The sequence below is a fragment of the Nonomuraea sp. NPDC048881 genome, from assembly GCF_040649795.1.
In the GTDB taxonomy this organism is placed as follows: domain Bacteria; phylum Actinomycetota; class Actinomycetes; order Streptosporangiales; family Streptosporangiaceae; genus Nonomuraea.
The window spans coordinates 171,436-198,042 of record NZ_JBEZGC010000010.1 but is presented as its reverse complement, the minus strand read 5'-3'; the positions used below and the strand labels follow the sequence as shown (position 1 = coordinate 198,042).

Sequence of the window (26,607 nt, the reverse complement as noted above, 5' to 3'; positions counted from 1 at the left end):
CGCATGGGTGTGAAGGTCAGTGTGATCGTCAATGTCCACAACCCGGGTGACACCGCGGACGCGTGCATCCGATCTGCGCTGGAGCAGACGCTGCCCGCCGCCGACTACGAAGTGATCTTCGTGGACGACGGGTCCACGGACGGCATCGGGGAACGGCTGGACACCATCGCCGGTCTCCGCGAGAACGTCCGCGTGCTGCACCTGCCGCACACCGGGTCACCCTCTCGCGGCCGCAACATGGGCGTGGCCACGGCGGAGGGCGATTACGTCTACTTCCTCGACCAGACCGACCGGCTGGCCCGCGACGCGCTGGCCCGCATGCACGAGCGCGCGGTCGAGACCGACGCCGACGTGCTGATCGGGCGGCTGGCCCGCGACTACGGGCCGCCGATGGTGGCGTTCGAGCGCAGCAGCGCCCGCGCCGACATCCTGCGCGAGCGCCTGATGACGCTGCTCGTCCCGCAGCAGCTCTACCGCCGGGCCTTCCTGGAGGAGCACGAGCTGGGCTTCGGGATGCCCGGCGGCCGGCTGGCCGAGCAGGCGTTCGTGATGCGGGCCTACCTCGCGGCCAAGGTGATCGCCGTCCTGGCCGAGGAGGTCTGCTGCCAGCTCGGGCCGCGGCCCGAGGCGCCCGAGGAGGACCCCCGGGTGATCGTGGCCGGGCTGAGCACGCTGCTCACCGACATCGACACCTACGTCGGCGCCGGCCGCCAGCGCGACCGCATGTACGCCTACTGGTTCCGCTCGGCCGTCCTCAGGCCGCTGCTGACCGCCAGGTTCGCCGACTCCTCCGTGGACCGGGGCATGCACTTCCGGGTCGTCCAGGAGCTCATCGGCGAGCGTTTCCCCGAGCGGATCGACCGCTACCTGCCGGTCCAGCTACGGGCGGTGGCCGCGTTCGTCCGGCGCGGACGCCTGGACCAGATCGTCATGTTCGCCAACTCCACCCGGCGCGCGGGCCTGCGCGCCGATCTCACCGAGATGCGCTGGGACGCCCACATCCTGGTGCTCGGCCTGACCGTGGAGGTCATGTCCGGCGACGGCCTGCCCGACCGCTACCGCGTGGACGGCGAGCGCCTGCACTGGATCCCGCCGCGCTCGGCCGACACCAAGCTGCTGTCCGACGACGTCACCGACATCACGGCCGACGTCGAGCGGGCCCGCATCGACGTCTACGTCCGGCACAGCACGACCGGCGTGGTGCACTTCCTGCCGGTCACCCAGCACGTCGAACGTCTCCCCGACGGCCGCCGCCGGGTCCGCGTGCAGATCAGGGGCGAGGCCCGCCTGGACGTGACCAGCGCCGCGATGGGCCAGCCGCTCAGCCCCGGGCAGTGGGAGGTGCACGTCCGCATGTTCAGCGGCGCCAACCAGGCCAGGAGCCGGGTCGGCCGGGCCGAGGGGCCGCTCAACTGCCTGGGCGTGCTGGCCCAGCGGCCCAGGATGCGGCTGGTGGTGCCGTGCTGGTCGGACAAGGGGGAGCTGGGCCTGGCGGTCGAGCCGCGCTCGTTCTCGGAGTCGATCGCGCTGGTGTCGCCGGGGGTGACCGTCCGCCAGCTCGACGGCCACGTGTACGTCGTGCTGCCGGTCCCGTACGTGCCGCCGAGCGGTGGGCCGCCCCTGGAGCTGGTGCTGCGCAGCACCGGCCGCCGGGAACGCGAGGTGTGCGCGCCCGCGCTGGTCGAGGCCGGGGTGCCGGGCAAGCTCGCCGGCCAGCTCGTCGCCAAGATCCCGGTCAGGCGGCACATGCCGAGCGAGGAGCAGCTCGGGCCGGGCGCCTGGCTGTCGTCGCTGCGCTCGTCCGACGAGGAGATCGGGCTGCGGTTCGGCCTCCAGGTGCGCCGCGGCCGGGTCGAGACGCGCCCGGCCGTCGCGGTGAACCCCCAGCGGCGCTCGCCCATGGGCCGGGACACCGCGCTCCACCGCCTCGGCAGGCGCCTGCCCGGGGCGCGGCACATCGTGCGCTGGGCGCGCGCGGGCAGGCATCGCTACCTCAAGGAGTGACCCAGCCCTCCAGCTCCTGGAAGGCGTCCCTGAAGGCCGGGAGCATGGGCCTGAGCCGGTCGGGATAGACGTCGACGAGGCTGTCGAGGTGGTTGCCGCCCTCGATCCGGTGGTAGCGGAACGGGCGGTGCGGGCCGACCATCCTGGCGTAGACGTCGGAGTCGCGGGAGATCGGCAGCAGCGAGTCGAGCGTCCCGTGGATCGTGATCAGCGGCTTGGTGATCCTGCCGGTCAGCCCGATCCTGGCCATCGCGGCGTACGGCCGGCGCGCGCCGTAGTCGTAGTCGGCCGCCGCGCCCGCGTAGGACGGGTCCAGCTCCTTCTGATAGAGCTGCTGGGTGAGCTCCCAGTAGTACTGCCGGTGGAAGGGCCACAGGAACTCCGACCCCGGCGCGAACCCGGCCGCCCGCACGCCCGCCTCGTCCGGGTACGCCTTCAGCGCGGGCGGCAGGAAGTTCAGCAGATTGTCGCCCTTGACCCGGAAGAGCGTGCCCTCCCAGTCCACGCCGCCGTCGTAGAGCCAGCCGCGGTTCTCCAGCTGCCACCTGACCAGGTAGCCGCCGTTGGACAGGCCGGCCATGAACGTACGGGCCGGCGGGCGGCCGTACCGCTGCCTGACCACGGACCTGGCGGCCACGGCGAGCTGGGTGACGCGCTCGTTCCACTCGGCGATGGCGTCGCCGGGGCGGCGGCCGTCCTCGTGGAAGGTGACGCCCACGTTGCCCTTGTCGGTGGCGGCGAACGCGTAGCCCTTGGACAGCACCCAGTCGGAGATCGTGTAGTCGTTGGCGTACTGCTCCCGGTTGCCCGGGGTGCCGCTGACGACCAGGCCGCCGTTCCACCGGTCGGGCAGCCTGATCACGAACTGGGAGTCGTGGTTCCAGCCGTGCGTGGCGTTGCCGGTGGAGGTGTCGGGGAAGTAGCCGTCGAGCTGGATGCCGGGCACGCCGGTCGGGTTGACGGTGGCCTTGGAGTGCAGGCCGGCCCAATCGGCCGGGTCGGTGTGGCCGGTCGGCGTGGTGCCGGCCGTGGTCAGGTCGTCGAGGGTGGCGCTGATCAGCTTCTCCGCGCCGGGCACGGTCAGCTCGCCCGCGGCGGGGGCGGTGAGCAGGCTCGCGACCAGGGTGAGGGCGACGAGCATCAGACCTCCTCCAGGTGCTCGGCCAGCAGGCGGCCGAACTCGGCGGGCCGCTCCAGATGGGGGCTGTGGCCGCAGTCGTCCAGCACGACCTCGCGGTAGCGGCCGTAGCGGTCGAGCACCGCCCTGGTCTGGGTCACCATCGGCTGGGCCGGGGTGCCGGGGGAGCCGGGCACGACGCCGATCGCGCCCAGGTGGGCCAGGTCGAACAGCGAGGTGTCGGAGACGATCACGTCGTCGGCGCCCCTGATCCACAGGACGGGCGGCCTGGGGCCGATCTCGTGCAGGTCGTCCAGGCGGAAGTGGGTGGGGGCGCACGCGTTGAGCACGCCGTGCTTGCCGGGGGCCACGCCGGGCCAGGCGGGGGAGCCGGCGGCGTCGCCTGGGTAGTTGGCCTCGCCCACGCGGGTGGTGAGCATGGATCGCAGGTAGAAGTCCTCGTCGGGGATCCGCGGGTGCTTGACGTAGCCGGTGCGGAGCACGTTGCGGGGGGACGTGGGAGATTCGTCGGACATGTCGCCCGCCTTGAGCCGGGCCACGAAGTCCGGGTTCGCCGCGCCGGCGCCCGATCCCGCGCCGTCGGGGTGGGTGAGCGTGCCGTCCGGGCCCTCGGTGCCGCCGAAGCCGTACGGGGAGATCGGGTTGACCAGCGTGACGCTCCTGACCAGCTCAGGACGGTCGCGCAGGAGCTGCAGGACGACGCCGCCGCCGAGGCTCCAGCCGACCAGGTGCACGCCGTCGAGCCCGAGGGCCTCGACCAGCTCGGCCAGGTCGTCGGACCAGTCGCGCAGGCCCCTGGTGGCGTCCACCGGCTCGGGGTCGGTGTCGCCGAAGCCGCGCAGGTCGGGGGCGAGCGGGCGGTAGCGGGCGGGCAGCGCGGCCATGCTGTCGCGCCAGAAGGCGCCGGAGGAGACGTTGCCGTGCACGAACAGCACGGGCTCGCCGGACGTCCGGCCCTCGACGGTCAGGACGTGCTGCGTGAGGCGGGGGGTGGTGACCTTCATCGCGCGTGGATCCTCTCGGCCAGGTCGCGTCCCTGGGTCTCGCGGGCGGTGTAGACGGCGACCAGCGTGAGCACCGCCGCCAGGCCAAGGTAGACCGAGATCGGCACGCTGCTGGAGTAGCTCTTGAGCAGCGCCACCGCGATCAGCGGGGCCAGCGCGCCGGCCACGATCGCCGAGAGCTGGGCGCCGATCGACACGCCGGTGTAGCGCGTCCTGGTGCCGAACAACTCCGAGAAGAAGGCCGCCTGCGGGCCGTACATCATGCCGTGGAAGAGCAGGCCGACGGTGACCGCGAGGGTGATCGCCAGGAAGTTGCCGGTGTCCACCAGCGGGAAGAAGGCGAAGATCCACACGCCGATCCCGGCGGCCCCGGCCAGGTAGATCGGACGGCGGCCGACCCGGTCCGACAGCGCGCCCCACATCGGGATCGTGACGAAGTGGATCGCCGAGGCGACCAGCACCGCGGTCAGCACCGTCGAGTTGTCGATCTTGGCGTTCTTCGCGTACGTGATGACGAACACCGTCAGCAGGTAGAACGAGATGTTCTCGGCCAGCCGGGCGCCGATGGCGGTGAGCACGTCCTTCCAGTGGTGCCGCAGGACGCCCACGATCGGCGCGGTCGGCTCCGGCTCGGCCTGCTGGAACACCGGCGACTCGCTGATCGTCAGCCGGATCCACAGCCCGACCATCACCAGCACCCCCGACAGCAGGAACGGGATCCGCCAGCCCCACGACAGGAACGCCTCGTCGGACTGCCAGGCGGCCAGCATCGCCAGCACGCCGGTGGCCAGCAGGTTCCCGCCGGGCGCGCCCGCCTGCGGCCAGGAGGCCCAGAACCCGCGGCGCTTCGTGTCGCCGTGCTCGGACACGATCAGCACCGCGCCGCCCCACTCGCCGCCGAGCGCGAAGCCCTGCACGAGCCGCAGCGCGGTCAGCAGCAGCGCCGCCGACGAGCCGAGCGTGGCGTATGTCGGCAGGCAGCCGATCAGGAACGTGGCGGCGCCCATCATCAGCAGGCTGACCACCAGCAGGGTCTTGCGGCCCACCCGGTCGCCGAAGTGGCCGAAGACCAGGCCGCCGAGCGGGCGGGCGACGAATCCGACGGCGTAGGTGAGGAACGACAGCAGCGTGCCGGTCAGCGGATCGGACTCGGGGAAGAAGAGTTTGTTGAACACGAGAGCGGCTGCCGAGCCGTACAGGAAGAAGTCGTACCACTCGATGGTGGTGCCGATCAGGCTCGCGGCGACGATCCTCTTGATGGAAGTGGCCATGCCGGTCACGGTAAAGAGTGACCGGCGTCACTTATATGGGGCCGGGACCCACAGTCTGCGGGGAGGATGTGTGGCCGAGCCGGTGCAGGCGGAGGGCGAGCTGGATCTCCAGCGCGCGCTCGGGCTCCAGCCAGCCGTCGCCGAGCAGCTTGCCGATCCGGTCGAGGCGCTGGGTGACGGTGTTGACGTGGATGTGCATGGCCTCGGCCGTACGGGAGGGTGAGCCGCCCGTGCCGAAGTAGGCCGACAAGGTGTCGGTGAGCGCGGTGCCGCGGCGGGCGTCGTAGTCGATCACCGCGCCGACCACGCGGCCGACGAAGCCGCGCACGTCGCGGCCGTCGCCCACGAGCAGCCCGACGAAGCCCAGCTCGGCGGGGCTCGCGCCGTCGCCGGCCCGGCCGAGCGCGAGCAGCGCCTCGGCGCACCGCCGCGCCTCCTGGTACGCCTCTGCGACGTCCCGCGCGCCCGCCGATCCGCCCGGCGATCCGCTGGTCGCGCCGCCTCCTGAGCCGCCCGCCGATCCGCCCGCCGATCCGCCCGGCGGGCCGCCGGGTGAGGCTTCGGGGAGGCGGGCGGGGGAGGCGCCCGCCGTCGCCGGGCTGTGCAGGGACGCGCTCAGCTCGGCCGCCACCCGCTGGGCCAGACCGCCCGCGTCCACGCCCGGCAGCAGCAGCACCACCTCCTCGCCGCGCCCCGCCGCCAGCCCGTGCCGGACCGTGGCATGCGAGGAGGCCCAGAACGCCGCCCGCTCCCGCTGGCCGCCGTGCCTGGCCACCACCACGACGTGCGGCGCGCGCAGGTCCACGCCGAGCCGCCGGGCCCGGTCGGCCAGGCCCGGCGAGTCCGGCCGCGAGATCAGGTCCTCCAGCAGCTCGCCCCTGACCCGGCCCTCGGCCTCGGCCACGCTCCGCCTGAACAGCAGCAGCAGCGCGCACACCAGCGCCGCCCGCTCCAGGATGCGCTCGTCGGCGTCGTCGCTGCGCAGGACGAGCGTGCACAACGGCTCGCCGCCGACGTCCACCGACGCGATCAGCTGGTCGCCCCTGCGCACGGTACGCCCCAGCGCCCTGGACGCCTGCGCCGCCTCGAACACCCCGGCGTCCAGCTCGCCCACGTCGCCGGTGATCGGCCGGCCCAGGTCGTCGAGCACGGCCAGCGACCCGCCGAGCACCTCGGTCACCACGGCGGCGACGTCCTCGATGCCGCCGCCGCGCAGCACCAGCGAGGTCATCCGGTCGTGGGCCAGCGCGGCCCGCTCGACGGCCTCGCCGTGCGCCCTGGCGGTGCGGTGGGCCTGGGAGAGCTCCTCCAGGGCGTTCCTGGTCTCCTGGAGCAGCCGGGCGTTGTCGATGGCGACGGCGGCGTGCGCGGCCAGGCTCGCCAGCAGCGAGACCTCCTCCTGGTGGAAGGGCCTGGCGCTGCGGTTGGCCGCCATCAGCACGCCGATCACCCGCTGGCCCAGGCGCAGCGGCACCCCCAGGATCGCGACCAGGCCCTCCTCCTTGACGGCCTCGTCGATGTGACCCTTGTGCCGGAACCTGGCGTCGGCGAAGTAGTCGGCGGTCGCGTACGGGGTGGCCGTCTGCGCGACCAGCCCGCCCAGCCCGGCGCCCATGGCCAGCCTGAGCGCCCGGAACTTGGCCGAGATCGACCCGTCGGTGACCCGCATGTACGTGTCGCCCTGCTCGGGGTCGTGCAACGTCATGTACGCGATGTCGGTCGCGAGCAACTGCCTGGCCCGGTGGACGATGGCTTCGAGCACGGCGTCGAGGTCGCGCAGCGCGGCCAGGTCGCCGGCGGTGTCGTAGAGCGCCGACAGCTCGGCCTCGCGCCTGGCCCGCCGCCTGAGCAGCGCCCTGACCTTCAGCGCCTCGACCTTGGCCTGCTCCAGCTCCTCGATCGTGGCCGGATCGGCGCCCTGCGCCCTGGCCTCCACGATCGGCCCCTCGAACTCGACCGCCGACGCCTCCCGCGCCAGAAGCTCCAGAAAACGCGTGCTCATGGCCTCACTCCGTGCGGGCTCACTAATGGGCCGTCCAGCCGCCGTCTACGGGGAGGGAGGTGCCGGTGATGAAGGAGCCGTGCGGGCCGCAGAGGTAGGCGACCAGTTCGGCGACCTCCTCGGGCTCGATCAGCCGCTTGATCGCGGCCGGCTGGAGCATGATGTTCTCGACGACCTCGTCGCTGCCGATGCCGTGCACCCGGGCCTGGTCGTCGATCTGCGCCTCGACCAGCGCGGTGCGCACGTACGCCGGGCACACGCAGTTGGACGTCACCCCGTGGGCCGCCCCCTCCAGCGCGACGACCTTGGAGAACCCCTCCAGCGCGTGCTTGGCCGTCGTGTACGCCGACTTGTACGGCGAGGCCCGCAACCCGTGCACCGACGACATGTTCACGAACCGTCCCCACCCCCGGGCGTACATGCCGGGCAGCACCCGCCGCGCGATCAGGAACGGCGCCTCCACCATCACCCGCATCATGGTGGAGAACACCTCCGGCGGGAAGTCCTCGACCGGCGCCACGTGCTGGAACCCGGCGTTGTTCACCACGATGTCCACCGGCTCGTCGGGCAGCGACGCCGCGAAGGCCGGATCGCTCAGATCGGCCACCACCGCGACCCCGCCGACCTCCGCGGCCACCTTCCCGGCCGCCTCGCCCTGCCTGTCGACCACCAGGACCTTGGCCCCCGCGGCGGCCAGTCGCCGGGCGCAGGCGGCGCCGATGCCGCCCCCAGCCCCCGTCACCAGCGCGGTCCGCCCAGTCAGCTCCTTCGCCATACTCCGAACCCTAGGCGCTCGCCGCGCCGGGACGCATGGGTTCGGCCGACATAGATCCGAGCTGACCTATGTGGATCACCCCTCCGTCGGCGGCCGGGTCATGGACAGCACGTCGAGGGCGGCGTCGAGCTGCTCCTCGGTCAGCGTGCCGTCGGCGACGTGGCCGCGCTCGACGACGACCTCCCTGATGGTCCTGCGCTCGGCCAGCGCCTGCTTGGCTATCTTGGCCGCCTCCTCGTAGCCGACGTGCCGGTTGAGCGGGGTGACGATCGAGGGGGAGGACTCGGCGTACTCGCGCAGGCGCTCGACGTTGGCCGTGATGCCGGCCACGCAGCGGTCGGCCAGCAGCCTGGACACGTTCGCCAGCAGCCTGATCGACTCCAGGATGTTGCGGGCGATGACCGGGAGCTGCACGTTCAGCTCGAAGCTGCCCGAGGCCCCGGCGAAGGTGATCGCCGCGTCGTTGCCGATGACCTGCGCCGCGACCATGGCCGTGGCCTCCGGGATCACCGGGTTGACCTTGCCCGGCATGATGGACGAGCCCGGCTGGAGGTCCGGCAGGTTGATCTCGCCGAGCCCGGCGCGCGGGCCCGAGCCCATCCAGCGCAGGTCGTTGGCGATCTTGTTGAGGGACACGGCCACCACCTTGAGCTGCCCGGACAGCTCCACGATGGAGTCCTGGGCGCTCTGGGCCTCGAAGTGGTCGGCGGCCTCGCGGAAGGGGATGCCGGTCGCCTCGGCCAGCTTCTCGATCGCCCGCTGCGCGAAGCCGGGCGGCGTGTTGATGCCCGTGCCGACCGCCGTCCCGCCCAGGGGCAGCTCCAGTACGTGGTTCAGCGCCGTGCGCACGCGGGTGCCGCCGTGGTCGATCTGGGCGGCGTACCCGCCGAACTCCTGCCCGAGGGTCACCGGCGTGGCGTCCATCAGGTGGGTCCGGCCCGACTTGACCACCTGCGCGAACTCGGCCTCCTTGGCGTGCAGCGTCTCGGCCAGGTGGGCGAGCGAGGGCAGCAGGTGGAAGGTCACCTCGATCGCGGCCGCCACGTGGATCGAGGTCGGGAAGACGTCGTTGGACGACTGGGAGGCGTTCACGTGGTCGTTGGGGTGCACCGGCCGTCCCAGCCGCTCCTCGGCCAGCGTCGCGATCACCTCGTTGGCGTTCATGTTGGACGAGGTGCCCGAGCCGGTCTGGAAGACGTCGATGGGGAAGTGGGCGTCGTGCTCGTTGTCGGCGACGTCCGCGGCGGCCTGCGCGACGGCCTCGGCCAGATCTTTGTCGATCACGCCCAGCTCGCCGTTGACCTCGGCGGCGACCGCCTTGATCAGGCCGAGCGCGGCGATGTGGGACGGTTCGAGCGGCCGTCCCGAGACCGGGAAGTTCTCCACCGCCCGCTGGGTCTGGGCCCGCCACCGCGCTCCCGCCGGCACCCGGACCTCGCCCATCGAGTCATGTTCGATTCTGAACTCGCTCATGACTCCAGTCTGTCCCACGGCCGGGCGATCAGTCCGGGGCCGGCCCGCCCCGGGCGGGGACGGGCCGTCGTACCGAAGACGAGCTCGCTCAGCTGGAGATGAGCGCCACGATGAGGACGGCGATCACGACCGCGGCGGCCGCCGCCACGGCCATCAGCACGAGCATGCCGTTGCGGTTGCCCGCCTGCGGCTTCTCGGGCGGCCCTGCGATGGCGAACAGGTCGGTCCCGAGGCCCTGGCCCTGGTGCGGGCCGGCGGCGGGCGGCACCGGCTGCCCGGGCCGGCTCTGCCCGGACCCGCCCGGCATCGAGCCGCCCTGCTGCGGGCCCCCCGGACCCTGCTGCCCAGGACCCTGCTGCCCAGGACCCTGCTGTCCCGGGCCCTGCTGTCCCGGGCCCTGCTGCCGCGCGGCGTGCGGCGGTTGCTGCGCCGGCGGGTAGACCTGCTGGCCGGGGGAGCCGCTCCGCGGCGTGGCGATGTGCCTGGTCGTGACGGTCCCCTCGTCGTCGGGGCGCTGCGGCGGACGGTCGCCGCCCTGCTCGGGCCCCGGCGGGAACGGCCCCTTGGGACGCATGACGCTGACGGTCCGGTCGGGGTCGAAGCCGCCCTCGTCGCCGGCGTCACCCGTCTGCGGCGGCTGCGCCGGGCGCGCGGCCTGCGGCGGCCGGCCGGGTGCGGTGCTCTGGGGCATCGTCGGCGCCCCCAGCGGGCTCCGGGCGGGCTCCTGCGGTCCTGAAGGGCCCTGCGGCGCCGCCGCACGCCCTCCGGCCGCGCCGGACCCCTGCGCGCCGGACGGCACGGGCCCCGCCCCCTGCGGCCCTGAAGGCCGCCCCCCGGCGGGACGCGTCGGCTGCGGGCCCGAGACGGGCGGCGCGCCCGCCCCGTACGCCTCCTGAGCCCCTGAAGGGCGCCCCTGAGGGCCGGCGGGACGCCGTGGGCCGGAGTCGGTGAAGGGGTCGGGCAACGCGGCCTCCTGGGCCATCAGGGCTTCCGCCGTGAGCGCCGGCATCTCGCTCGTGGGCGTGTCGGCGACCATCCGCATGAGGGTCTCCGCCTTGGCGGCGCTGAGCCGCTGCCGGTAGTCCTTGTTGAGCAGCCCGTTCAGCACCGGCCGCAGCCGACCGGCCTGCGTGGGCGGGTCGGCGCTCTCGCTGAGCAGCGCCGCCAGCGTCTCGGCGATCGTGGCCCGCTCGTACGCCGGCCGCCCCTCGACCGCGAAGTACAGCGTCGCGCCCAGCGACCAGATGTCGGACTCGGGCCCGGTGTACTCGCCCCTGGCGCGTTCCGGGGCCGTGTAACCGGGCGAGCCGATCACCATGCCCGTCTTGGTGAGCCGCGAGTCGCCCTCGGCCTTGGCGATGCCGAAGTCCGTCAGGACCACCCGGCCGCTCTCGGTGATGAGCACGTTGCCCGGCTTGACGTCGCGGTGCGTGATGCCCTGGGAGTGCGCGGCGCGCAGCGCGCCGAGCAGGTCGACGCCGATCTCGGCCACGAGCCGCGGCGGCAGCGGACCCTCCTCCTCGATCACCTGCTCCAGGGAGCGCGCCTCGATGAGCTCCATGATGATCCAGGGGCTGTCGTCCTGGATGAGCACGTCGTGGATGGCGGCGACGGACGGGTGGTTGATCCGCGAGGCGATGCGGCCCTCACGGACCATGCGCTCGCGTAGCTCGGCCCGCTGGTCCTCGGTGAGCCCCTGGTCCTGGCGGATCTCTTTGACCGCCACCTCGCGCCCGAGCGCGCGGTCGCGGGCGCGCCACACGGTCCCCATCGTGCCCCGGCCGAGCGGGGCGATGAGCTCGTAGCGCTCCGCGAGCAGGCGTGTCTGCTGTTCCGGCATGAGAAGAAGATATCGATTCTCGCTTGGGAAGTGCTTTACCCTCGCTTGCGAAGTTCTCTTGGCCAGAACCGCCGAGGAAGGAACAACTTTATCACCGCAGCCTTGAAACGGACATAAGTGGACGGACTTGGACGTGGTTCGACCCGCTTGCGGTGGACGCCCTCACCCGGCCTGCGCTCCTGGCGCGGCGGCGGGACCGACAGCGCGGCGGCGGTGGCCTCCGCCCTGTGCAGCCCGCGGTGCGCGGGCCTGCGCGCGAAAGAGGGTGAGGTCACCACGGGAACCGGACGTACGGGCCGGCGCGGGGCCAGCGGCTCCTCCGCCGAGCCGCCCGCGGCCACCCGGGCCAGCATGAGCGAGGCCCGCACGGAGTCGAGCCGGGTCTGTGGATCGATCCTGAGCAGCGCGTCGAGCACGGGCGCCAGCGGGCCCGCCTTGCTCATCGGGATCGGCTCGCCGCTGGTCAGCGCGGCCAGCGCGGCGGCGGCCGTACGGCGGCCGTGCAGCCCGCGGCCCTCGACGGCGGTGTAGAGGGTCGCGCCGAGCGACCACAGATCGCCCGCGGGGCTGGCCTTGGAGCCGAGAACCCGTTCGGGGGCGATGTAACCGGCCGAGCCGAGCACGATGCCGGCCTGGGTGATGGAGACGTCGCCTTCGAGCGCGGCCAGGCCGAAGTCGGTGAGCACGGCGCGGTCCTCGGTCACCAGGACGTTGCTGGGCTTCACGTCGCGGTGGAGGATGCCCTTGGCGTGGACGGCCCGCAGCGCGCCGAGGATCTGCCGGCCGATCTCGGCGGCCCGGCGCGGATGGAGCGGTCCGTGCTCCTGGATGAGCTGCTCCAGGGACTTGGCCCGGAGCAGCTCCATCACGATCCAGGGACGGTCGTCCTCGGTCACGACGTCGAAGACGGTGATGACCGACGGATGGGCCACCATCGCGGTCGCCCTGCCCTCGCGCTCGGTGCGGGCGCACAACTCCGCGCGCAGCTCCTCGTCGAGGACGGTGGGCAGCCGTACTTCCTTCACCGCCACGTCGCGGTCGAGCAACTCGTCATGCGCCCGCCAAACGGTGCCCATGCCGCCGCGACCAACCGGCTCCACAAGCCGATAGCGCGCGGCGAGAAGGTAACCGGAGGGCGCACGCATGCCAGGCAGCTTACCTATTTGTGTAAACCGACCAGTAGAGGCGGGGCCGATAAATTGTTGCGAACTTAAGTCAACCCGCCTGACTCGTTACGTCAGCGAACCTCCGGGCCACATCTGCCCAGTTGACGAGGCCCCACAGTTTCTCGACGTAGTCCGGACGCACGTTGCGGTACTGCAGATAGTAAGCGTGCTCCCACGCGTCGAACACGAGAAGCGGCGTGGTGTTCATTCCGACGTTGCCGTGGTGGTCGTAGATCTGCTCGACCACCAGCCGGCGGCTCAGCGGCTCCCAGGCCAGCACGCCCCAGCCGGAGCCCTGGACCGACGCCGTGGCGGTGGTGAGCTGCTTCTGGAACGCCTCGAACGTGCCGAAATGCTCGTCGATGGCGGCCCTGAGCGCGCCGTCGGGGCGGTCGCCGCCGTCAGGGGAGAGGTTCTCCCAGAAGATCGAGTGCAGGACGTGGCCGGACAGGTTGAAGGCGAAGGTCTTCTCCAGGCCCACCAGGCCGGTGAAGTCGCCCCCGTCGCGGGCCTCGGCCAGGCGGTCGAGCGTGTCGTTGGCGCCCTTGACGTAGGCCGCGTGGTGCTTGGCGTGGTGCAGCTCCAGGATCTCGCCGGTGATGGCGGGCTCCAGCGCGCCGTAGTCGTACGGCATGTCGGGAAGGGTGTAGTCCCCCACGGGTCCGTCCTCTCGAAGTAGATCTCTGGAGGACACTATTGCAAGTAGTTCGCAAGTGCATCAGACTTGCGACCTAGGTCTCGCCTTGGCATCGTGGCGAGAGTCAGTTGGGTCCAGTTTGTGCGCGGACGGCATGAGCCGTCCGCGCACAGGCGTCCTGTGGGGATTTCTTGGGGTGGGAATTACCCAGGTCAGGGCGCTGTTGTACCTGTTTGTACGCGACGGCAGGGCAGCCGTGTCGAGGCGCCCCCGCAGATCTGTCGTCATCACCCATCGCAGGATTCACACCTGTGACCCGCCGTGCCTCATGCGCGGACGGTGAGCAAAGGAGCACCCCCCGATGGCCAAGCACGCCATGATGACCACGTCCCATATCGCCAAGCTCGCTCTCGGCGCGACCATCGCCGCGAGCGCCCTGGGCGCCACTGCCGCCGTCAGCGCCGCGACCGCGGGCCGGACCGACGCCCAGACCGCGGCGCAGCAGTCGGCCGCGCAGGGTTCGGCCCAGGGCCGGGTGAACGTCACCGCCGCCCAGGTGCTGGCCACCGCCCGCGCCCAGGTCGGCACCTCCGAGGACGCCAACGGCGGCGGCACCAAGTTCCAGAAGTGGTACGCCGACTCGCAGCGCGCCGCCGAGACCGTCGCCCGCGACGGCGGCAGCCGCCAGGACTACCTGAACGCCGCCTGGTGCTCGATGTTCGTCTCCTGGGTCGGCGAGCAGACCGGCGCCCGTCCGCAGGTCGGCTGGGACGCCTACACCGTGACCCACGCCAAGTGGTTCGCCGCCAACGACCGCTGGGGCACCGAGGCCAGGCCGGGCGCCGTTGTCTTCTTCTCCTGGAGCGGCAGCAAGAGCCTGAGCGACATCCAGCACGTCGGCTTCGTCGTCAAGGACAACGGCGACGGCACGATCTCCACGATCGAGGGCAACACCGGCAACGGCAAGGTCGAGGAGCGCGTCCGGCCGACCTCGCAGGTCGTCGGCTACGGTTACCCGTCCTACGCCGCCTGACACATCGACACAGCGCGCATTCCTGCCCGGGATGCGCGCTTTGTTGTATTACCGCACGTCAGAGCGACTGTGACGTTCGGCACACCCCTCCCCCCGATAAATGTGCATGATGCCTAGTAGGGCACTTTCCCGCGTACGGCAGGCTGATTGACAGGAACCACGGCACGCCGTCAGCAAGATGTAAGGGTGCCGAAAGGGGACGGGGGCATGGTTAGGACATGAGACCAGGCGAGAACCCGCGAGCAGCTGAAACTGTCGGTGCCGGCCCTGAGACTGGGTAGGACGCCGACGTTCCACCACTGACGACAGAAGTTGAAGGACGTGATGGAGATGCGCCAGACACAGGTTCGCCGCCGGCCGAGGAAGCCGGTCGGCGCCACCCTGGACCTTCGCACGCCGTCGGGGCGACAGTTGCCCTTTTGAACATCAGGAAGCAGGAGCGCCATCTGAGAGGTGCGCGATGATGTGCAGTCACTTTCCCGTATGCCCCAGTGCGGACTCGCCCGACCGTGAGCGTTCGCACGTGATCTCGGCCCACCCCGACCAGGGCTGGAGCCTCCTCTGCAACGGCGTGGTGCTGTTCGAGGACACGGGTCTGCTCCTGCCCGACGGCAGCGTCGTCGCCCCCCACCGAGCCGCCGTCGCGGCCTGAGACGCCCGGGGGCAACCCCCCGTCGTCCGGTGCCGAGGGGCTTCGACCGCCGCCCGGCACCCTTCGACGCGCTCGGGCCCTACCTGCGCCCGATGCTCAGCACCGGCCCGGTGCGGTCGGTGAAGAAGTCCTCACCCTTGTCGTCGACGACGATGAAGGCGGGGAAGTCCTCGACCTCGATCTTCCACACCGCCTCCATGCCCAGCTCGGGGTATTCGAGCACCTCCACCTTCCTGATGCAGTCCTGGGCCAGCCGGGCCGCCGGGCCGCCGATGGAGCCCAGGTAGAAGCCGCCGAACTTCTGGCACGCCTCGGTGACCTGCCGGGACCTGTTGCCCTTGGCCAGCATGACCATCGAGCCGCCCGCCGCCTGGAAGCGCTCGACGTAGGAGTCCATGCGGCCGGCCGTGGTGGGGCCGAACGAGCCGGAGGCGTAACCCTCGGGGGTCTTGGCCGGGCCGGCGTAGTAGACCGCGTGGTCCTTGAGGTACTGCGGCATCTCGCCGCCGTCGTCGAGCAGCTCGGCGATCTTGGCGTGCGCGATGTCGCGGGCGACGACGAGCGGGCCGGTGAGGGAGAGCCGCGTCTTGACGGGGTACTTCGTCAGCTCGGCCAGGATCTCCGGCATCGGCCGGTTGAGGTCGATGCGGACGACGTCGTCGGACAGGTGCTCGTCGGTGGTCTCCGGCAGGAAGCGGGCCGGGTCGGTCTCCAGCTTCTCCAGGAACACGCCCTCGGCCGTGATCTTGGCCAGCGCCTGGCGGTCGGCCGAGCACGACACCGCGATGGCCACCGGGCAGGACGCGCCGTGCCGGGGCAGGCGGATCACCCGCACGTCGTGGCAGAAGTACTTGCCGCCGAACTGGGCGCCGATGCCGAGCTTCTGCGTCAGCTCGAAGACCTTGGCCTCCAGCTCCAGGTCGCGGAAGCCGTGCCCGGAGGGCGAGCCCTCGGTGGGGATGGAGTCGAGGTAGCGGGCGCTGGCGTACTTGGCGGTCTTGAGCGCGAACTCGGCGGAGGTGCCGCCCACCACCACGGCCAGGTGGTACGGCGGGCAGGCCGCGGTGCCCAGCGAGCGGATCTTCTCCTCCAGGAAGGCCAGCATGCGCTTCTCGTTGAGCACCGCCTTGGTCTCCTGGTAGAGGAACGACTTGTTGGCCGAGCCGCCGCCCTTGGCCATGAACAGCAGCTTGTACTCGTCGGCGTGGCCGTGGGGGTCCTCGGCGTAGAGCTCGATCTGGGCGGGCAGGTTGTTGCCGGTGTTCTTCTCCTCCCACATGGTCAGCGGGGCCATCTGGGAGTAGCGCAGGTTGAGCTTGGTGTAGGCGTCGTACACGCCCTTCGAGACGTGCTCGGCGTCGCGGCCGTCGGTCAGCACGTGGCGGCCGCGCTTGCCCATGACGATGGCGGTGCCGGTGTCCTGGCACATCGGCAGCACGCCGCCGGCCGAGATCGAGGCGTTCTTCAGCAGGTCGAGGGCGACGAACCGGTCGTTCCCGCTGGACTCGGGGTCGTCGACGATCTTGCGCAGCTGCGCCAGGTGCGACGTGCGCAGGAAGTGGGAGATGTCGTGGACCGCGGTCTCGGTGAGCAGCCGCAGGGCCTCGGGGTCGACCTCCAGGAACGTACGCCCGGCCGCTTCGACCTTCCGCACCCCCTCCGACGTGATCAGCCGGTACTCGGTCTCATCGGCGCCCAGGGGAAGCAGATCGGTGTAGTCGAAGTCCATGTCCATAGAGGGTACGCCCCCCGTCAGGTGGTCATCCCGGGGCCGGCACGGGCTCCGGCGAGCGCCGCGCGGTGAGCCCCACCAGGATGCCGACGATCACCAGACCGGCCCCCGCCAGGTCGTAGACGCTCGGTGTCGCGATGCCGAGCGCGAGCCCCGTCACGATCGCGCCGACCGGGATGAGCCCGGCGAACAGCCCGGCCGTCCCGGGGCCGAGCCTGGGCAGCGAGGTGTACCAGAGGAAGAAGGCCACGACCGTGACCACGACCGCCAGGTACACGAAGCCCAGCGTCTCGGCCGCGGTCGGCGTCCTGAACATGGCGGAGCCCTCCTGGACCAGGCCGACCACGGCCAGCATGGGCACGGCCAGCGCCGTCGAGTACGCCGACACCCGGATCGCCCCCAGCTTCGGCAGCAGGGGGATGGCCAGCATGGAGAAGCTCACCTCGCCCACCAGTGCCCCGAGCGCCCACAGCAGGCCGGTCGGGTTCCCGCTGCCCAGGCCGGTCGCCAGCGTCGCGCCGGCCACCACCACCGACGCCCCCACCAGCAGGCGCGGCGCCGGACGCCCGCCGGCCAGCGCCAGCGCCAGCGGCACGGTGCCGAGGACGGTGCCCACCAGCGCCGGCCCCGAGGCCCGGGTGGACTCGACGACGCAGACGTTGAAGACCACCAGCCCGAGCAGGGTGAGCCCGCCCAGGTACAGGGCCTCGCGCCCGGTCAGCCGGACGAACCGCAGGCCGAGCGCCCTGGTGACGACCAGCAGGATGACCGCGGCGGCGAGGTAGCGCACGGCCTGGCCGCCGTACACGGGATAGGAGCCGATCAGGCCGGACACTCCGGCCAGGGTGCCCACCAGGAACATGGCGGTGGCGGCTCCGGCGATTCCGTTTCTCATGTGCAGGATCGTAGGGAGACAATGGTTCGGGCAAACAGTCCAATAGGCCGCTATATGACAGGACCAATATGGCCGACCTGCACATCCAGATCAATCGGGATGCGGGAGGGATCGCTGGGCAGATCGCGGCCGAGCTGCGCGAGGGTGTGCGCCTCGGGCGGCTCGTGCCCGGCACCCGCCTGCCCGCCACCCGCGACCTCGCCGCCGACCTCCAGGTCTCCAGGGGCGTGGTGGTGGAGGCGTACGAGCAGCTGGTGGCCGAGGGGTTCCTGGTCTCGCGGGTGGGGGCCGGGACCGAGGTGGCCCCGCTGGGCGCCGTCCGGTCCGTCCGTCCGTGGCCGGTGGCCGACGGCGGCGCCTGCGGGCCGTACCAGGGGCACCGGGCCACGTCCCCCGACCTGGGGCACTTTCCCCGGGAGCGGTGGTCGGCGGCCGTCCGGCACGTGCTGGCCACCGTGCCGTCCGACGCGCTCGACTACGGCGACCCCGGGGGCGTGCCGGAGCTGCGCGAGGAGCTGGCCGGTTACCTGCGGCGGGTCAGGGCGGCCGACGTCCATCCCGACGATCTGGTCGTCGTGGGCGGCGTGGCGCAGGGGCTGAGCCTGGCGCTGCACGTCCTGGCCCGGCGCGGCGGCCTGCGCCTGATCGTCGAGGACCCCACCAGCCGCCGCCAGGTCCCGCTGCTGGAACGGGCCGGGGCCCGCCTGGTGCCGGTGCCCGTGGGCTGCGAGGGCCTGGTCACCGGCGCCATGGAGGGCGACGCGGCGCTGGTCACGCCCGCACACCAGTACCCGACGGGCGTCGTTCTCTCCCCGGCCAGGCGGGCCGCGCTCATGGAATGGGCCTGCGCGGGCGACCGCACGGTCCTGGAGGACGACTACGACGCCGAGTTCCGCTACGACCGAGACCCGGTCGGCTGCCTCCAGGGGCTGGCCCCCGACCGGGTGATCCTGACCGGCAGCGTCAGCAAGTCGCTCGCGCCCGGCCTGCGGCTCGGCTGGGTCGCCGCCCCCGCCCACCTGGCCGAGGCGATCCGCCGCGCCCGGAGCGAGCTCGACCTGGGCTCCCCGGTCATCGAGCAGTACGCGCTGGCCCACTTCCTGCGCACCGGCGGCTACGACAAACACCTGCGGCGCATGCGCAGGGAGTACCGCCGCCGCCGGGACGCCCTGGTCAGGTCGTTGGCCGAGGAGCTGCCGGAGATCCGCGTCCGGGGCATCCAGGCCGGGCTGCACGTCTACCTCGACCTGCCGGACGGCTGGGACGAGCTGCGGGTCGTCCGCGCGGCCGAGGAGGTCGGCCTGGCCGCCGAGCCGGTCGCGCCGATGCGGTTCTCGCCCGGCCCGCCGGCGGTCGTGGTCGGGTTCGCCCGGCTGCCGGTGCATCAGGCGGCGGAGGCCGTACAAGGCTTAAAAGTCCGCATGTCCGGACATATCAAGGACTGAGGCGGAAAGCGGCATTGGAGGCGGCATGCGGGTGGGACTGCTGGGCCTGGGCCGGATCGGCGCGTTCCACGCGGCGAACCTGGCCGCGCACCCCCTGGTCGACGAGCTGATCGTGGCCGACCCGGTCAGGACCTCGCCGTACGGCAGGCCGGGGGACCCGTTCGAGGCCGACGCCGTGGTCATCGCCACGCCGACGAGCACGCACGCCGAGCTGCTGATCAGGGCGTGCGAGCGGGGCGTCCCCGTCCTGTGCGAGAAGCCGGTGGCGGGCACGGTCGCCGAGACGGTCAAGGTGCTGGAGGCGAGCGCGGGCCGGCGGGTGTGCATCGGGTTCCAGCGCAGGTTCGACCCCGGCTACCAGGCCGCCCGCGCCGCGCTGCGGGCCGGCGAGCTGGGCGAGCTGCACCGCGTCCACCTGGTCACGGCCGATCCCGCGCCGCCGCCCGCCGGGTACGTCCCGCTGTCCGGCGGCCTCTTCCGCGACTGCCACGTTCACGACTTCGACGTCCTGCGCTGGGTGACCGGGCGCGAGGTCGTCTCCGTCCACGCCGCCGGCGCGAACCGGGGGGCGGCGTTCTTCAAGGAGGCCGGCGACGTGGACAACAGCGCCGCGCTGCTCACCCTCGACGACGGCACGCTGGCCACCCTCCAGGGCTCCCGCTACAACGGCGCCGGCTACGACGTGCGCATGGAGCTGGCCGGCACGAACGGCACCCAGGTGGCCGGGCTCGGGCCGCGCGCGCCGCTGCGCAGCGCCGAGGGCCTGCAGCCGCCCGGCCCGCCCTGGCCCGACTTCGTCGCCAGGTTCGGCCCCGCCTACGCGGCCGAGATCGACGCCTTCCTGCGCGGCGGCGAGGGCCTGTGCTCGGTCGAGGACGCCCTGGCCGCCCTGTACGTCGCCGAGGCCGCCGACCTGTCGCTGCGCGAGTCGCGTCCCGTCCAGGTGGCCGAGGTGCGCGGCTGAGGAGGCTTGCGGATCACGCCTGCGCGGCGGCCCGCCGGGGCGCGAAGCCCGGCGCGAGCGCGATGATCACGCCGGCCAGCAGCAGCGGCGCGACGAACGCCACCCGCCAGTCCGTGGCGTCGGCGATGCCGCCGATCAGCGCGGCTCCCACGATGAAGCCCACGTAGTTGAAGAGGTTCACCCGGGCGATGGCCACCCCGGTGCCCGCCGGGTCCAGCTTGCCCGCCGCCGAGAACGACTGCGGCGCGACCACCGACAACCCCAGCCCGGTCAGCCCGAACGCGACGATCGCCAGAGGCTGGTTCGGGGCCACCACGACGCCGAGGAAGCCCAGCGTGGCCAGCGCGCCGCCGAGCCGGACGATGGCGGCCGGGCCGTAGCGGCGGACCGCGACGTCGCCGGCGAGCCGCACGGCCAGCGTCGCGCCCTGGTAGACGCTGTAGGCCAGCTTCGCCACGCTGTCCTGGGCCAGCAGGGCCTTGCCCATGAAGACGGTCGCGAAGTTCGACACCGCCGCGTCGCCGATGTACAGGAAGCCCATCGCCAGGCAGAGCGGGATGATCGGCCGCCAGGGGAACTTGCCGGTCGCGGCCTCGACGACGTTCTCCACCTTCTCCTCGGCGATCGTGCACAGCTTCGGTCCGGCGTAGATCGACCCGGCCACCGCCAGGACCATGGGGATCGCCATCGTGACCGCCAGCGAGACCCGGCCGGCCGCGAACACCGCCCACAGGGCGCCCGCCAGGCTGAGGACGCTCCACACGCTGTGGAAGCCGTTCAGCACGGCGGTGCCGTACCGGCGTTCGACGGCCACGCCCTGCATGTTCATGCCCGCGTCCACCGCGCCGACCGCCAGGCCGAACAGCAGCAGCGCGGGCACGGCCAGCGGCACCGAGGGCGCGAGGCCGGTGAGCACCACGGCGAGCGCCACCGCGGGCTGCGCGACCCGCAGGAGCAGCTTGCTGCCGTACCGGGCGGCGAACGTGCCCGCGCCGACGCTGCCCACGCCGGCGAAGACGGGCACGATCAGCAGCAGGAGCGTGAGCGCCCCGTCGGTGAGCTCCAGCTCGGTCTGGAGGCTGGCCACCTGGACGAGCAGGGTGGCGAAGGAGAGGCCCTGCACGCCGTACACGACGTACGTGGCGGTACGGGCCTGGCGATCACGCGGGGACGGCACGACGGCCTCCTGATCGGGGGGGAATCAAACGTGAGGCGGAGTCAGGTTAGCGGCTGCTCAGGGCCGTACGCCAGGGTCGGATCCGGCGGCGGATAGGGTGCCTGGGTGAGACGGGGCTACGCGACCGGCGAGGCGCGCAAGGAGCGCATCCTTGCGGTCGCGCTGCTGGAGTTCGCCGAGCACGGCTACCGGGGCGCCTCGCTGGCCCGCATCGCCGAGCGGGTCGAGCTCTCCCAGGCCGGGCTGCTCCACCACTTCAGGAGCAAAGAGCGTCTGCTCGTCGCGGTGCTCGACTACCGCGACGAGCTCGACCGGCGCAGGTTCGGGCCAGGGCACGACGGCCACGACGGCGGCGCCGCCGCGCTGCGCGCCCTGGCCGACGTCGTCGACCACAACGCGCGGGTGCCGGGCCTCGTCCAGCTCTTCTCGGTGATCAGCGGCGAGGCGGTGACCCCCGGCCACCCCGGCCACGAGTGGGCCAGGGGGCGCTACCGGCGGCTGCGCGCCGATGTGGCCGCCGCGCTGCACGCCGGCGTCGAGCGCGGCGAGTTCCGGGCCGGCCTCGACGCCGAGGCCCACGCCGACCGCCTGATCGCGATGATGGACGGCCTGCAGACCCAGTGGCTGATCGACCCCGGCCAGGTGGACATGGCGGCCGTCTTCCGCGGTTACGTGGAGGACCTCATCGCCGCTCTACGGCCCGCCTGACCGCCCGCACGGGCTCGGCCTCCGCCAGTCGTCCGGCCGCCCACACCCCGAGGGCCAGCAACGCGGCCACCTCGGTCACCGCCAGCCCCCGTTCGACCAGGCCGAGGGGCAGGACGCGGTACCACGGCAGCCCGTGGCGGGCGCCGATCAGCACCGCCGCGCCGATGCCCACGACCCACAGCGCCGAGCACACCCCCAGCCCGAACGCCACCATCGCCGACCTGCGGCGCTCCCGCTGCCGCCAGGGCCGGGCGATGACCAGCGCGGCGAGCGGCAGGCTGAGGAAGGCCACGAAACTGCCGACCCGGTGGATGCTGCCGCTCGTGCTCGGCCCGACCGCCCAGTCGTGCTTCTGGAACGACGCCGTCAGCAGCAGCCCCACGCTCCAGGCCATGAGCGCGACCGTGCCGACCGCCCCGGCCAGCCGCTTGCGCGCCAGCGAGACGCCGATGGCCGCCGACCCGGCCGCGAGCAGCCCCACGGCGAGCCCGAAGATCCACCCTTCGGGCCCGAGGCCGTGCTCGCTGATCGTGCGCCTGAACGGGTTCGTCTCGTCGAGGCTGGTCAGATCCAGGCCCGCGATCACGGCGATGCCCACCCCCGCCGCACCGAGCCCCCATCGCGCCGGTTGGTGCACGCCCGCCTCCCGGGATCAGCGGTCAGAAGCCTGTCGCGTGGATCAACGGCGGGAAACGCCGGACGATTCCGGCGTACGGCCATCGGCACGCCGGCCGGACGATTCCGGCGCACCGCCACCGGCACGCCGAGGCGAACGGAGAGCCAGGTCGGGAGATCGGCGCGTTGCTCGGGCGGATTCGCCGATGTGCGCCCTGTTGGTCCGCTCTTGGGCGAGCGAATACCCGGGCCGCCGGATATCGTCAGAAGTGTGAACGAACGCGCGGGATCGTGGTTGCCGAAGCTGCAGGAAGTCGGAGAGCGGCTTGCTGAGGAGTTCGTGACGTCCCGGCGCGCACCGGCCGCGCCCGGCCTGCCGCAGCCGCACGAGCTGCGCGCCTCCGACGCCGACCGAGAACGCATCGCGCAGGTGCTCCAGGACGCCCACGCCGACGGCCGGCTCGACCTCGTCGAGCTGGAGGAGCGGCTCGGCGTCGTCTACTCCGCGCGCACGCTCGGCGACCTCGCCGGGCTCACCGCCGACCTGCTCCCGGCCGAGGAGCAGCCGCTGAACCTCGACGGCCGGCCGGTGTCGGCCATCTTCAAGAAGGAGCAGCGCGGCGGGCGCTGGGTGGTGCCCGCCGAGCTCGACGTCACGGCCATGTTCGGCACGACCAAGCTGGACTTCCGCGACGCGATCCTGCAGAACAGCCGGATCGTCATCAACGCCACCCTGGTCTTCGGCGGCCTGGAGATCCACGTGCCGGAGGACCTTGAGGTGATCAGGGTCGCCAAGGGCGAGACCGTCCGCCTGACCAGGCAGCCGGTCGAGCCCGGCGGGCCCGTGGTCGAGGTGCGCACCACGAACTTCGCCGGCGACATCAAGATCAAGGAACCGCCCAAGCGCAAACGCCGCCGCTGAGGCGGGTCAGCCGGCCGTGTCGAAGTTGATCGCGCTGTAGGCGCGCAGCTTCCAGAGCTGGTGCTCGCTCTCGATCTTCCTGATGGTCCCCGACCGGCCGCGCATCACCAGCGAGCTGGTCACCGCCGCGCCCGACCTGAACCGCACGCCCTGCATCAGCTCGCCCTGGGTGATGCCGGTCGCGGCGAAGAACACGTCGTCCGACCTGACCAGGTCGTTCGTGGTGAGCACCTGGCTGAGGTCGTGCCCGGCGTCGACGGCCTTGGCGCGCTCGGCGTCGTCGCGCGGCCACAGCCGGCCCTGGATCACGCCGCCCAGGCACTTCAGCGCGCACGCGGCCACGATGCCCTCGGGCGTGCCGCCGATGCCCAGCATCAGGTCGATGCCGGTGCCCGCGCGGGCCGCCATGATCGCGCCGGCCACGTCGCCGTCGACGATGAACTTGATCCGCGCGCCCGTCTCCCTGATCTCCTTGACCAGCTTCTCGTGCCGCGGCCGGTCCAGCACGACCACCGTGACGTCGGACGGCGAGCAGTGCTTGGCCCTGGCCACGGCGTTGATGTTGTCGGCCACCGACGCCTCGATGTTCACCACGTCGGCCGCCTCCGGCCCGGTGACCAGCTTCTCCATGTAGAACACCGCGGACGGGTCGTACATCGAGCCGCGCTCGCTCACCGCGATCACCGACACCGCGTCCGGCATGCCGAGCGCCGTCAGCCTGGTCCCGTCGATCGGGTCCACCGCCACGTCGCAGTCGGGGCCGCTGCCGTCGCCGACGCGCTCGCCGTTGTACAACATCGGGGCGTGGTCCTTCTCGCCCTCCCCGATGACCACCACGCCGTTCATCGACACCGTGTTGATCAGCTGGCGCATGGCGTTGACCGCCGCGCCGTCGGCGCCGTTCTTGTCGCCGCGGCCCACCCAGCGGGCAGCGGCCATGGCGGCCGCCTCCGTCACGCGTACCAGCTCCATCGCCAGGTTGCGGTCAGGGGCGTGCTCGCCCGTCGCGAGCGCTGCCGGTACCGACGTCTGATCGGACATGATGAGCCTCCTCGTTGAGAACTCTCTCGATCGTAGTTGCCGGTCTATTCCCGGTCAGAGGGGGATAATCTGCCCAGCCCGGCTCAGCTCTCTGCACAAGGGCCGCCACGCGATGGTCAGGGACTGGCGAAAAGGGATATCTATATGGGTGCCCCGCATGACGGAGACCGGATTTTGCGCCATATCGCGTGCGCGTAGGAGATCTCGCCTCCACCATGGACATGCGCCCCCGCCGTGGAGGAGATCGAATGAGCGAAGTGGAACACGCGGTGACCCAGCCTCGCACGTCCGAGCGGGGGGCTGCGACGCGGAGCTCGCTGCTGGCCGCCGCGCGGGAGGTCTTCGTCTCCAAGGGGTTCGCCGAGGCCGGCGTGACGGACGTCGTCGCCAGGGCCGACGCCAGCGTGGGCAGCCTCTACCACCATTTCTCCGGCAAGGCCGACCTCTACCTCACGTTGTGGGAGGAATGGCAGGCCCGCCAGGCCCAGCGCACCAAGCAGGCCGCCCGTACGGCCCGCGCCGCCGCCGAGGGCGACCCCATGAGGGTGTTCATGGACGCCGCCCGCGCCTACCTCGAAGGCTGCCTGGAGGAACGCGAGCTGGCCGCCCTGTTCCTGCGCGGCGACGGCCCCCCCGGCTTCGAGGTGGTCATGCGCGACCGGCTGCGCACGTGGGCCCAGCGCAACGCCGCCCTGTTCGAGGACGAGCCCGCGCTCGTCGTCGTGGTCACCGGCGCCCTGGCCGCGGCCGTCAGCGAGATCGTCTTCTCCGGCGACCGCGCGATGGTCGACGACGTGTTGGCGATCATCGGCCAGATCAGGCCCGCCGCTTCGGCGACCGCACCCGCCAGCGGGTAACCTCGCCAAGTGTGCGACGGTTCAGCCAAAGTTTCTACGGCTACGCGGTAGCCCTCTTCGTGTGCCTGGCGGGCGTGGGGCTCTTCATGCTCGTCGCCCCGCAGAGCCGTGAGGAGCACATCCCGCGGCTCGACTACTCCATCACCGTCGCCAACTTCGGGCACGACGTGCCCTACCAGGTGTGGTCCCCGCAGAAGGACCCGGCGGGCTGGGTGCCCAACAGCAACAGGATCGCCAAGGGCGAGAACGGCGCTCAGGTGCTCTACCTGGGCTACGCCACCGCCGAGCGGCAGCACGCCATGTTCGCCCAGAGCGACGAGAAGCCGGCCGCCGAGTTCGCCAACCGCATGACCGGCATCGCCAAGCCGTCCGGCAGCCAGCAGGTGGGCGGCGTGACGTGGGAGAGGCGTTTCCGCGAGGACAAGAACCAGCGCTCGCTCGTGCGGGTGCTCCCCGACGTCACCCTCGTCATCACCGGCACGGCCGACTGGCCCGAGCTGACCGAGCTGGCCGGGCTCCTGCAGCAGCGCGCCAAGGGGTGACCCTGGCCGGGCGCGGCGGCGTCTAGGGTGGTGGCCGTGGCAGACGAGAAGACACCTTCGTACGAGCAGGCCCGCGAAGAGCTGACCGAGGTGGTGCGCCGCCTGGAGACGGGCGGGCTCACCCTGGAGCAGTCGATCGAGCTCTGGGAGCGCGGCGAGAGGCTCGCGGCCGTCTGCGAGGAGTGGCTGCAGGGCGCCCGGGTCAAGCTCGCCGCCGCCATGGCGAGGCGCTCGGAGCCGGGCGCCGACGACGCCCCCTTCTGATCCGTCAGGAGGCGGTGCGGTTGAGCGCCACCACGGGGATGCGGCGGCTGGTCTTGGCCTCGTACTCCGCGAAGCCGGGGGCGATCTCGACCATGCGGGCGTAGAGCCGGTCGCGCTCGTCGCCCTCGATGAACTCCGCCTTCACCTCGAACGTCTCGGTGCCGATCTCGGCGGTCGCCGCGGGGTTGGCGCGCAGGTTGTGGTACCAGGCCGGGTGGTTGTCGGCGCCCGCGTTGGAGGCGATGATCACGTAGCGGTCGCCGTCGGCCAGGTACATCACCGGCGTGGTCGTCGGCCGGCCGCTCTTGGCGCCCGTCGTCGTGAGCAGCACCAGCGACGCGCCCTCGAACGGGCCGCCCACCCGGCCCTCGTTGGCCCGGAATTCGTCAATGACCTGCTGGTTGAACGAGTTGGTCATCCTCAGCTCCTCATAATCGGAGAGTTCTCCGA

Annotated in this window: 25 protein-coding genes; 10 read left to right on the top strand and 15 right to left on the bottom strand. The window is 72.1% G+C overall.

Translation table 11 applies throughout. From position 1 onward, the window contains the following. Window positions 1-3 precede the first annotated feature (3 nt). Window positions 4-2,004 (top strand): glycosyltransferase family 2 protein, encoded by a 2,001-nt coding sequence (locus AB0C33_RS32830; RefSeq protein ID WP_358294468.1) that lies wholly within the window; start codon window positions 4-6, stop codon window positions 2,002-2,004. On the opposite strand, the gene AB0C33_RS32825 is transcribed toward AB0C33_RS32830, so the two are convergent. The 9 genes from AB0C33_RS32825 to AB0C33_RS32785 all read right to left on the bottom strand — a co-directional run bounded on the left by AB0C33_RS32825 (window position 1,994) and on the right by AB0C33_RS32785 (window position 13,331). Next, complete coding sequence (locus AB0C33_RS32825; protein ID WP_358294467.1) at window positions 1,994-3,145, bottom strand: tannase/feruloyl esterase family alpha/beta hydrolase; 1,152 nt, start codon at window positions 3,143-3,145, stop codon at window positions 1,994-1,996. The genes AB0C33_RS32830 and AB0C33_RS32825 overlap by 11 nt on opposite strands. Continuing rightward, on the bottom strand, window positions 3,145-4,146 hold the full coding sequence (locus AB0C33_RS32820; RefSeq protein ID WP_358294466.1) for an alpha/beta hydrolase: 1,002 nt from the start codon (window positions 4,144-4,146) through the stop codon (window positions 3,145-3,147). The genes AB0C33_RS32825 and AB0C33_RS32820 overlap by 1 nt, the downstream gene beginning before the upstream one ends. Beyond that, window positions 4,143-5,417, bottom strand: coding sequence for an MFS transporter (locus AB0C33_RS32815; RefSeq protein ID WP_358294465.1), 1,275 nt, complete (start codon window positions 5,415-5,417; stop codon window positions 4,143-4,145). The genes AB0C33_RS32820 and AB0C33_RS32815 overlap by 4 nt, the downstream gene beginning before the upstream one ends. A 31-nt stretch (window positions 5,418-5,448) precedes the next feature. Continuing rightward, window positions 5,449-7,419, bottom strand: a complete 1,971-nt coding sequence (locus AB0C33_RS32810; RefSeq protein ID WP_358294464.1) for a helix-turn-helix domain-containing protein — start codon at window positions 7,417-7,419, stop codon at window positions 5,449-5,451. Window positions 7,420-7,441: 22 nt separating this feature from the next. Then, entirely contained in the window at window positions 7,442-8,194 is a 753-nt protein-coding gene (locus AB0C33_RS32805; RefSeq protein ID WP_358294463.1) for a 3-hydroxybutyrate dehydrogenase, read from the bottom strand. Window positions 8,195-8,269: 75 nt separating this feature from the next. Continuing rightward, window positions 8,270-9,667, bottom strand: a complete 1,398-nt coding sequence (locus tag AB0C33_RS32800) for a class II fumarate hydratase (RefSeq protein ID WP_358294462.1) — start codon at window positions 9,665-9,667, stop codon at window positions 8,270-8,272. Between the two features lie 88 nt (window positions 9,668-9,755). Continuing rightward, a complete protein-coding gene (locus AB0C33_RS32795; RefSeq protein ID WP_358294461.1) occupies window positions 9,756-11,507 on the bottom strand; it encodes a protein kinase in 1,752 nt (583 codons plus the stop codon). A gap of 35 nt (window positions 11,508-11,542) precedes the next feature. Then, entirely contained in the window at window positions 11,543-12,652 is a 1,110-nt protein-coding gene (locus AB0C33_RS32790) for a serine/threonine-protein kinase (RefSeq protein WP_358294460.1), read from the bottom strand. 70 nt (window positions 12,653-12,722) lie between these two features. Continuing rightward, window positions 12,723-13,331: a superoxide dismutase gene (locus AB0C33_RS32785; RefSeq protein WP_358294459.1), complete on the bottom strand. Its 609-nt coding sequence runs from the start codon at window positions 13,329-13,331 to the stop codon at window positions 12,723-12,725. Between the two features lie 340 nt (window positions 13,332-13,671). Between AB0C33_RS32785 and AB0C33_RS32780 the strand changes: the two genes are divergently transcribed. Both AB0C33_RS32780 and AB0C33_RS32775 read left to right on the top strand, forming a co-directional pair. Then, window positions 13,672-14,343 (top strand): CHAP domain-containing protein, encoded by a 672-nt coding sequence (locus tag AB0C33_RS32780; RefSeq protein ID WP_358294458.1) that lies wholly within the window; start codon window positions 13,672-13,674, stop codon window positions 14,341-14,343. 463 nt (window positions 14,344-14,806) lie between these two features. Beyond that, window positions 14,807-14,995: a DUF5999 family protein gene (locus AB0C33_RS32775; RefSeq protein ID WP_358294619.1), complete on the top strand. Its 189-nt coding sequence runs from the start codon at window positions 14,807-14,809 to the stop codon at window positions 14,993-14,995. 79 nt (window positions 14,996-15,074) lie between these two features. Here the strand turns inward: AB0C33_RS32775 and AB0C33_RS32770 are convergent, their stop codons facing one another. Continuing rightward, window positions 15,075-16,724, bottom strand: a complete 1,650-nt coding sequence (locus AB0C33_RS32770; RefSeq protein ID WP_358294457.1) for a fumarate hydratase — start codon at window positions 16,722-16,724, stop codon at window positions 15,075-15,077. 31 nt (window positions 16,725-16,755) lie between these two features. Next, on the bottom strand, window positions 16,756-17,622 hold the full coding sequence (locus AB0C33_RS32765) for a DMT family transporter (RefSeq protein ID WP_358294456.1): 867 nt from the start codon (window positions 17,620-17,622) through the stop codon (window positions 16,756-16,758). Window positions 17,623-17,690: 68 nt separating this feature from the next. On the opposite strand from AB0C33_RS32765, the gene AB0C33_RS32760 reads away from it, so the two are divergent. Both AB0C33_RS32760 and AB0C33_RS32755 read left to right on the top strand, forming a co-directional pair. Then, window positions 17,691-19,067, top strand: coding sequence for a PLP-dependent aminotransferase family protein (locus AB0C33_RS32760; RefSeq protein ID WP_358294455.1), 1,377 nt, complete (start codon window positions 17,691-17,693; stop codon window positions 19,065-19,067). 25 nt (window positions 19,068-19,092) lie between these two features. Continuing rightward, window positions 19,093-20,031 carry a Gfo/Idh/MocA family oxidoreductase gene (locus tag AB0C33_RS32755; RefSeq protein ID WP_358294454.1) on the top strand — a complete coding sequence of 313 codons (939 nt, stop codon included), beginning with the start codon at window positions 19,093-19,095 and terminating at the stop codon, window positions 20,029-20,031. A 13-nt stretch (window positions 20,032-20,044) separates the two neighbouring features. On the opposite strand, the gene AB0C33_RS32750 is transcribed toward AB0C33_RS32755, so the two are convergent. After that, the gene (locus AB0C33_RS32750) at window positions 20,045-21,208 is read right to left on the bottom strand and encodes an MFS transporter (RefSeq protein ID WP_358294453.1); all 1,164 of its coding nucleotides are present in this window, start codon (window positions 21,206-21,208) and stop codon (window positions 20,045-20,047) included. Between the two features lie 105 nt (window positions 21,209-21,313). On the opposite strand from AB0C33_RS32750, the gene AB0C33_RS32745 reads away from it, so the two are divergent. Then, a complete protein-coding gene (locus AB0C33_RS32745) occupies window positions 21,314-21,916 on the top strand; it encodes a TetR/AcrR family transcriptional regulator (RefSeq protein ID WP_358294452.1) in 603 nt (200 codons plus the stop codon). Here AB0C33_RS32745 and AB0C33_RS32740 read toward each other — a convergent pair. Next, window positions 21,891-22,553 carry a DUF998 domain-containing protein gene (locus tag AB0C33_RS32740; RefSeq protein ID WP_358294451.1) on the bottom strand — a complete coding sequence of 221 codons (663 nt, stop codon included), beginning with the start codon at window positions 22,551-22,553 and terminating at the stop codon, window positions 21,891-21,893. The two genes, AB0C33_RS32745 and AB0C33_RS32740, sit on opposite strands and share 26 nt — an antisense overlap. 249 nt (window positions 22,554-22,802) lie before the next feature. Here AB0C33_RS32740 and AB0C33_RS32735 point away from each other — a divergent pair, with 249 nt between their 5' ends. Next, window positions 22,803-23,453 carry a DUF1707 domain-containing protein gene (locus AB0C33_RS32735; protein ID WP_358294450.1) on the top strand — a complete coding sequence of 217 codons (651 nt, stop codon included), beginning with the start codon at window positions 22,803-22,805 and terminating at the stop codon, window positions 23,451-23,453. A 6-nt stretch (window positions 23,454-23,459) separates the two neighbouring features. Here AB0C33_RS32735 and glpX read toward each other — a convergent pair whose 3' ends face one another. Beyond that, complete coding sequence (glpX, locus tag AB0C33_RS32730) at window positions 23,460-24,494, bottom strand: class II fructose-bisphosphatase (protein ID WP_352325444.1); 1,035 nt, start codon at window positions 24,492-24,494, stop codon at window positions 23,460-23,462. Between the two features lie 248 nt (window positions 24,495-24,742). On the opposite strand from glpX, the gene AB0C33_RS32725 reads away from it, so the two are divergent. Genes AB0C33_RS32725 through AB0C33_RS32715 form a run of 3 tightly spaced genes read left to right on the top strand, consistent with a single transcriptional unit; the run spans window position 24,743 to window position 26,157 of the window. Beyond that, window positions 24,743-25,351, top strand: a complete 609-nt coding sequence (locus tag AB0C33_RS32725) for a TetR/AcrR family transcriptional regulator (protein ID WP_358294449.1) — start codon at window positions 24,743-24,745, stop codon at window positions 25,349-25,351. 11 nt (window positions 25,352-25,362) lie between these two features. Then, complete coding sequence (locus AB0C33_RS32720; protein WP_358294448.1) at window positions 25,363-25,893, top strand: DUF4245 domain-containing protein; 531 nt, start codon at window positions 25,363-25,365, stop codon at window positions 25,891-25,893. Window positions 25,894-25,929: 36 nt separating this feature from the next. Next, window positions 25,930-26,157: an exodeoxyribonuclease VII small subunit gene (locus AB0C33_RS32715; protein ID WP_352325447.1), complete on the top strand. Its 228-nt coding sequence runs from the start codon at window positions 25,930-25,932 to the stop codon at window positions 26,155-26,157. A gap of 4 nt (window positions 26,158-26,161) precedes the next feature. Here AB0C33_RS32715 and AB0C33_RS32710 read toward each other — a convergent pair whose 3' ends face one another. Then, entirely contained in the window at window positions 26,162-26,575 is a 414-nt protein-coding gene (locus tag AB0C33_RS32710) for a nitroreductase family deazaflavin-dependent oxidoreductase (protein WP_358294447.1), read from the bottom strand. Between the last annotated feature and the right edge of the window lie 32 nt (window positions 26,576-26,607).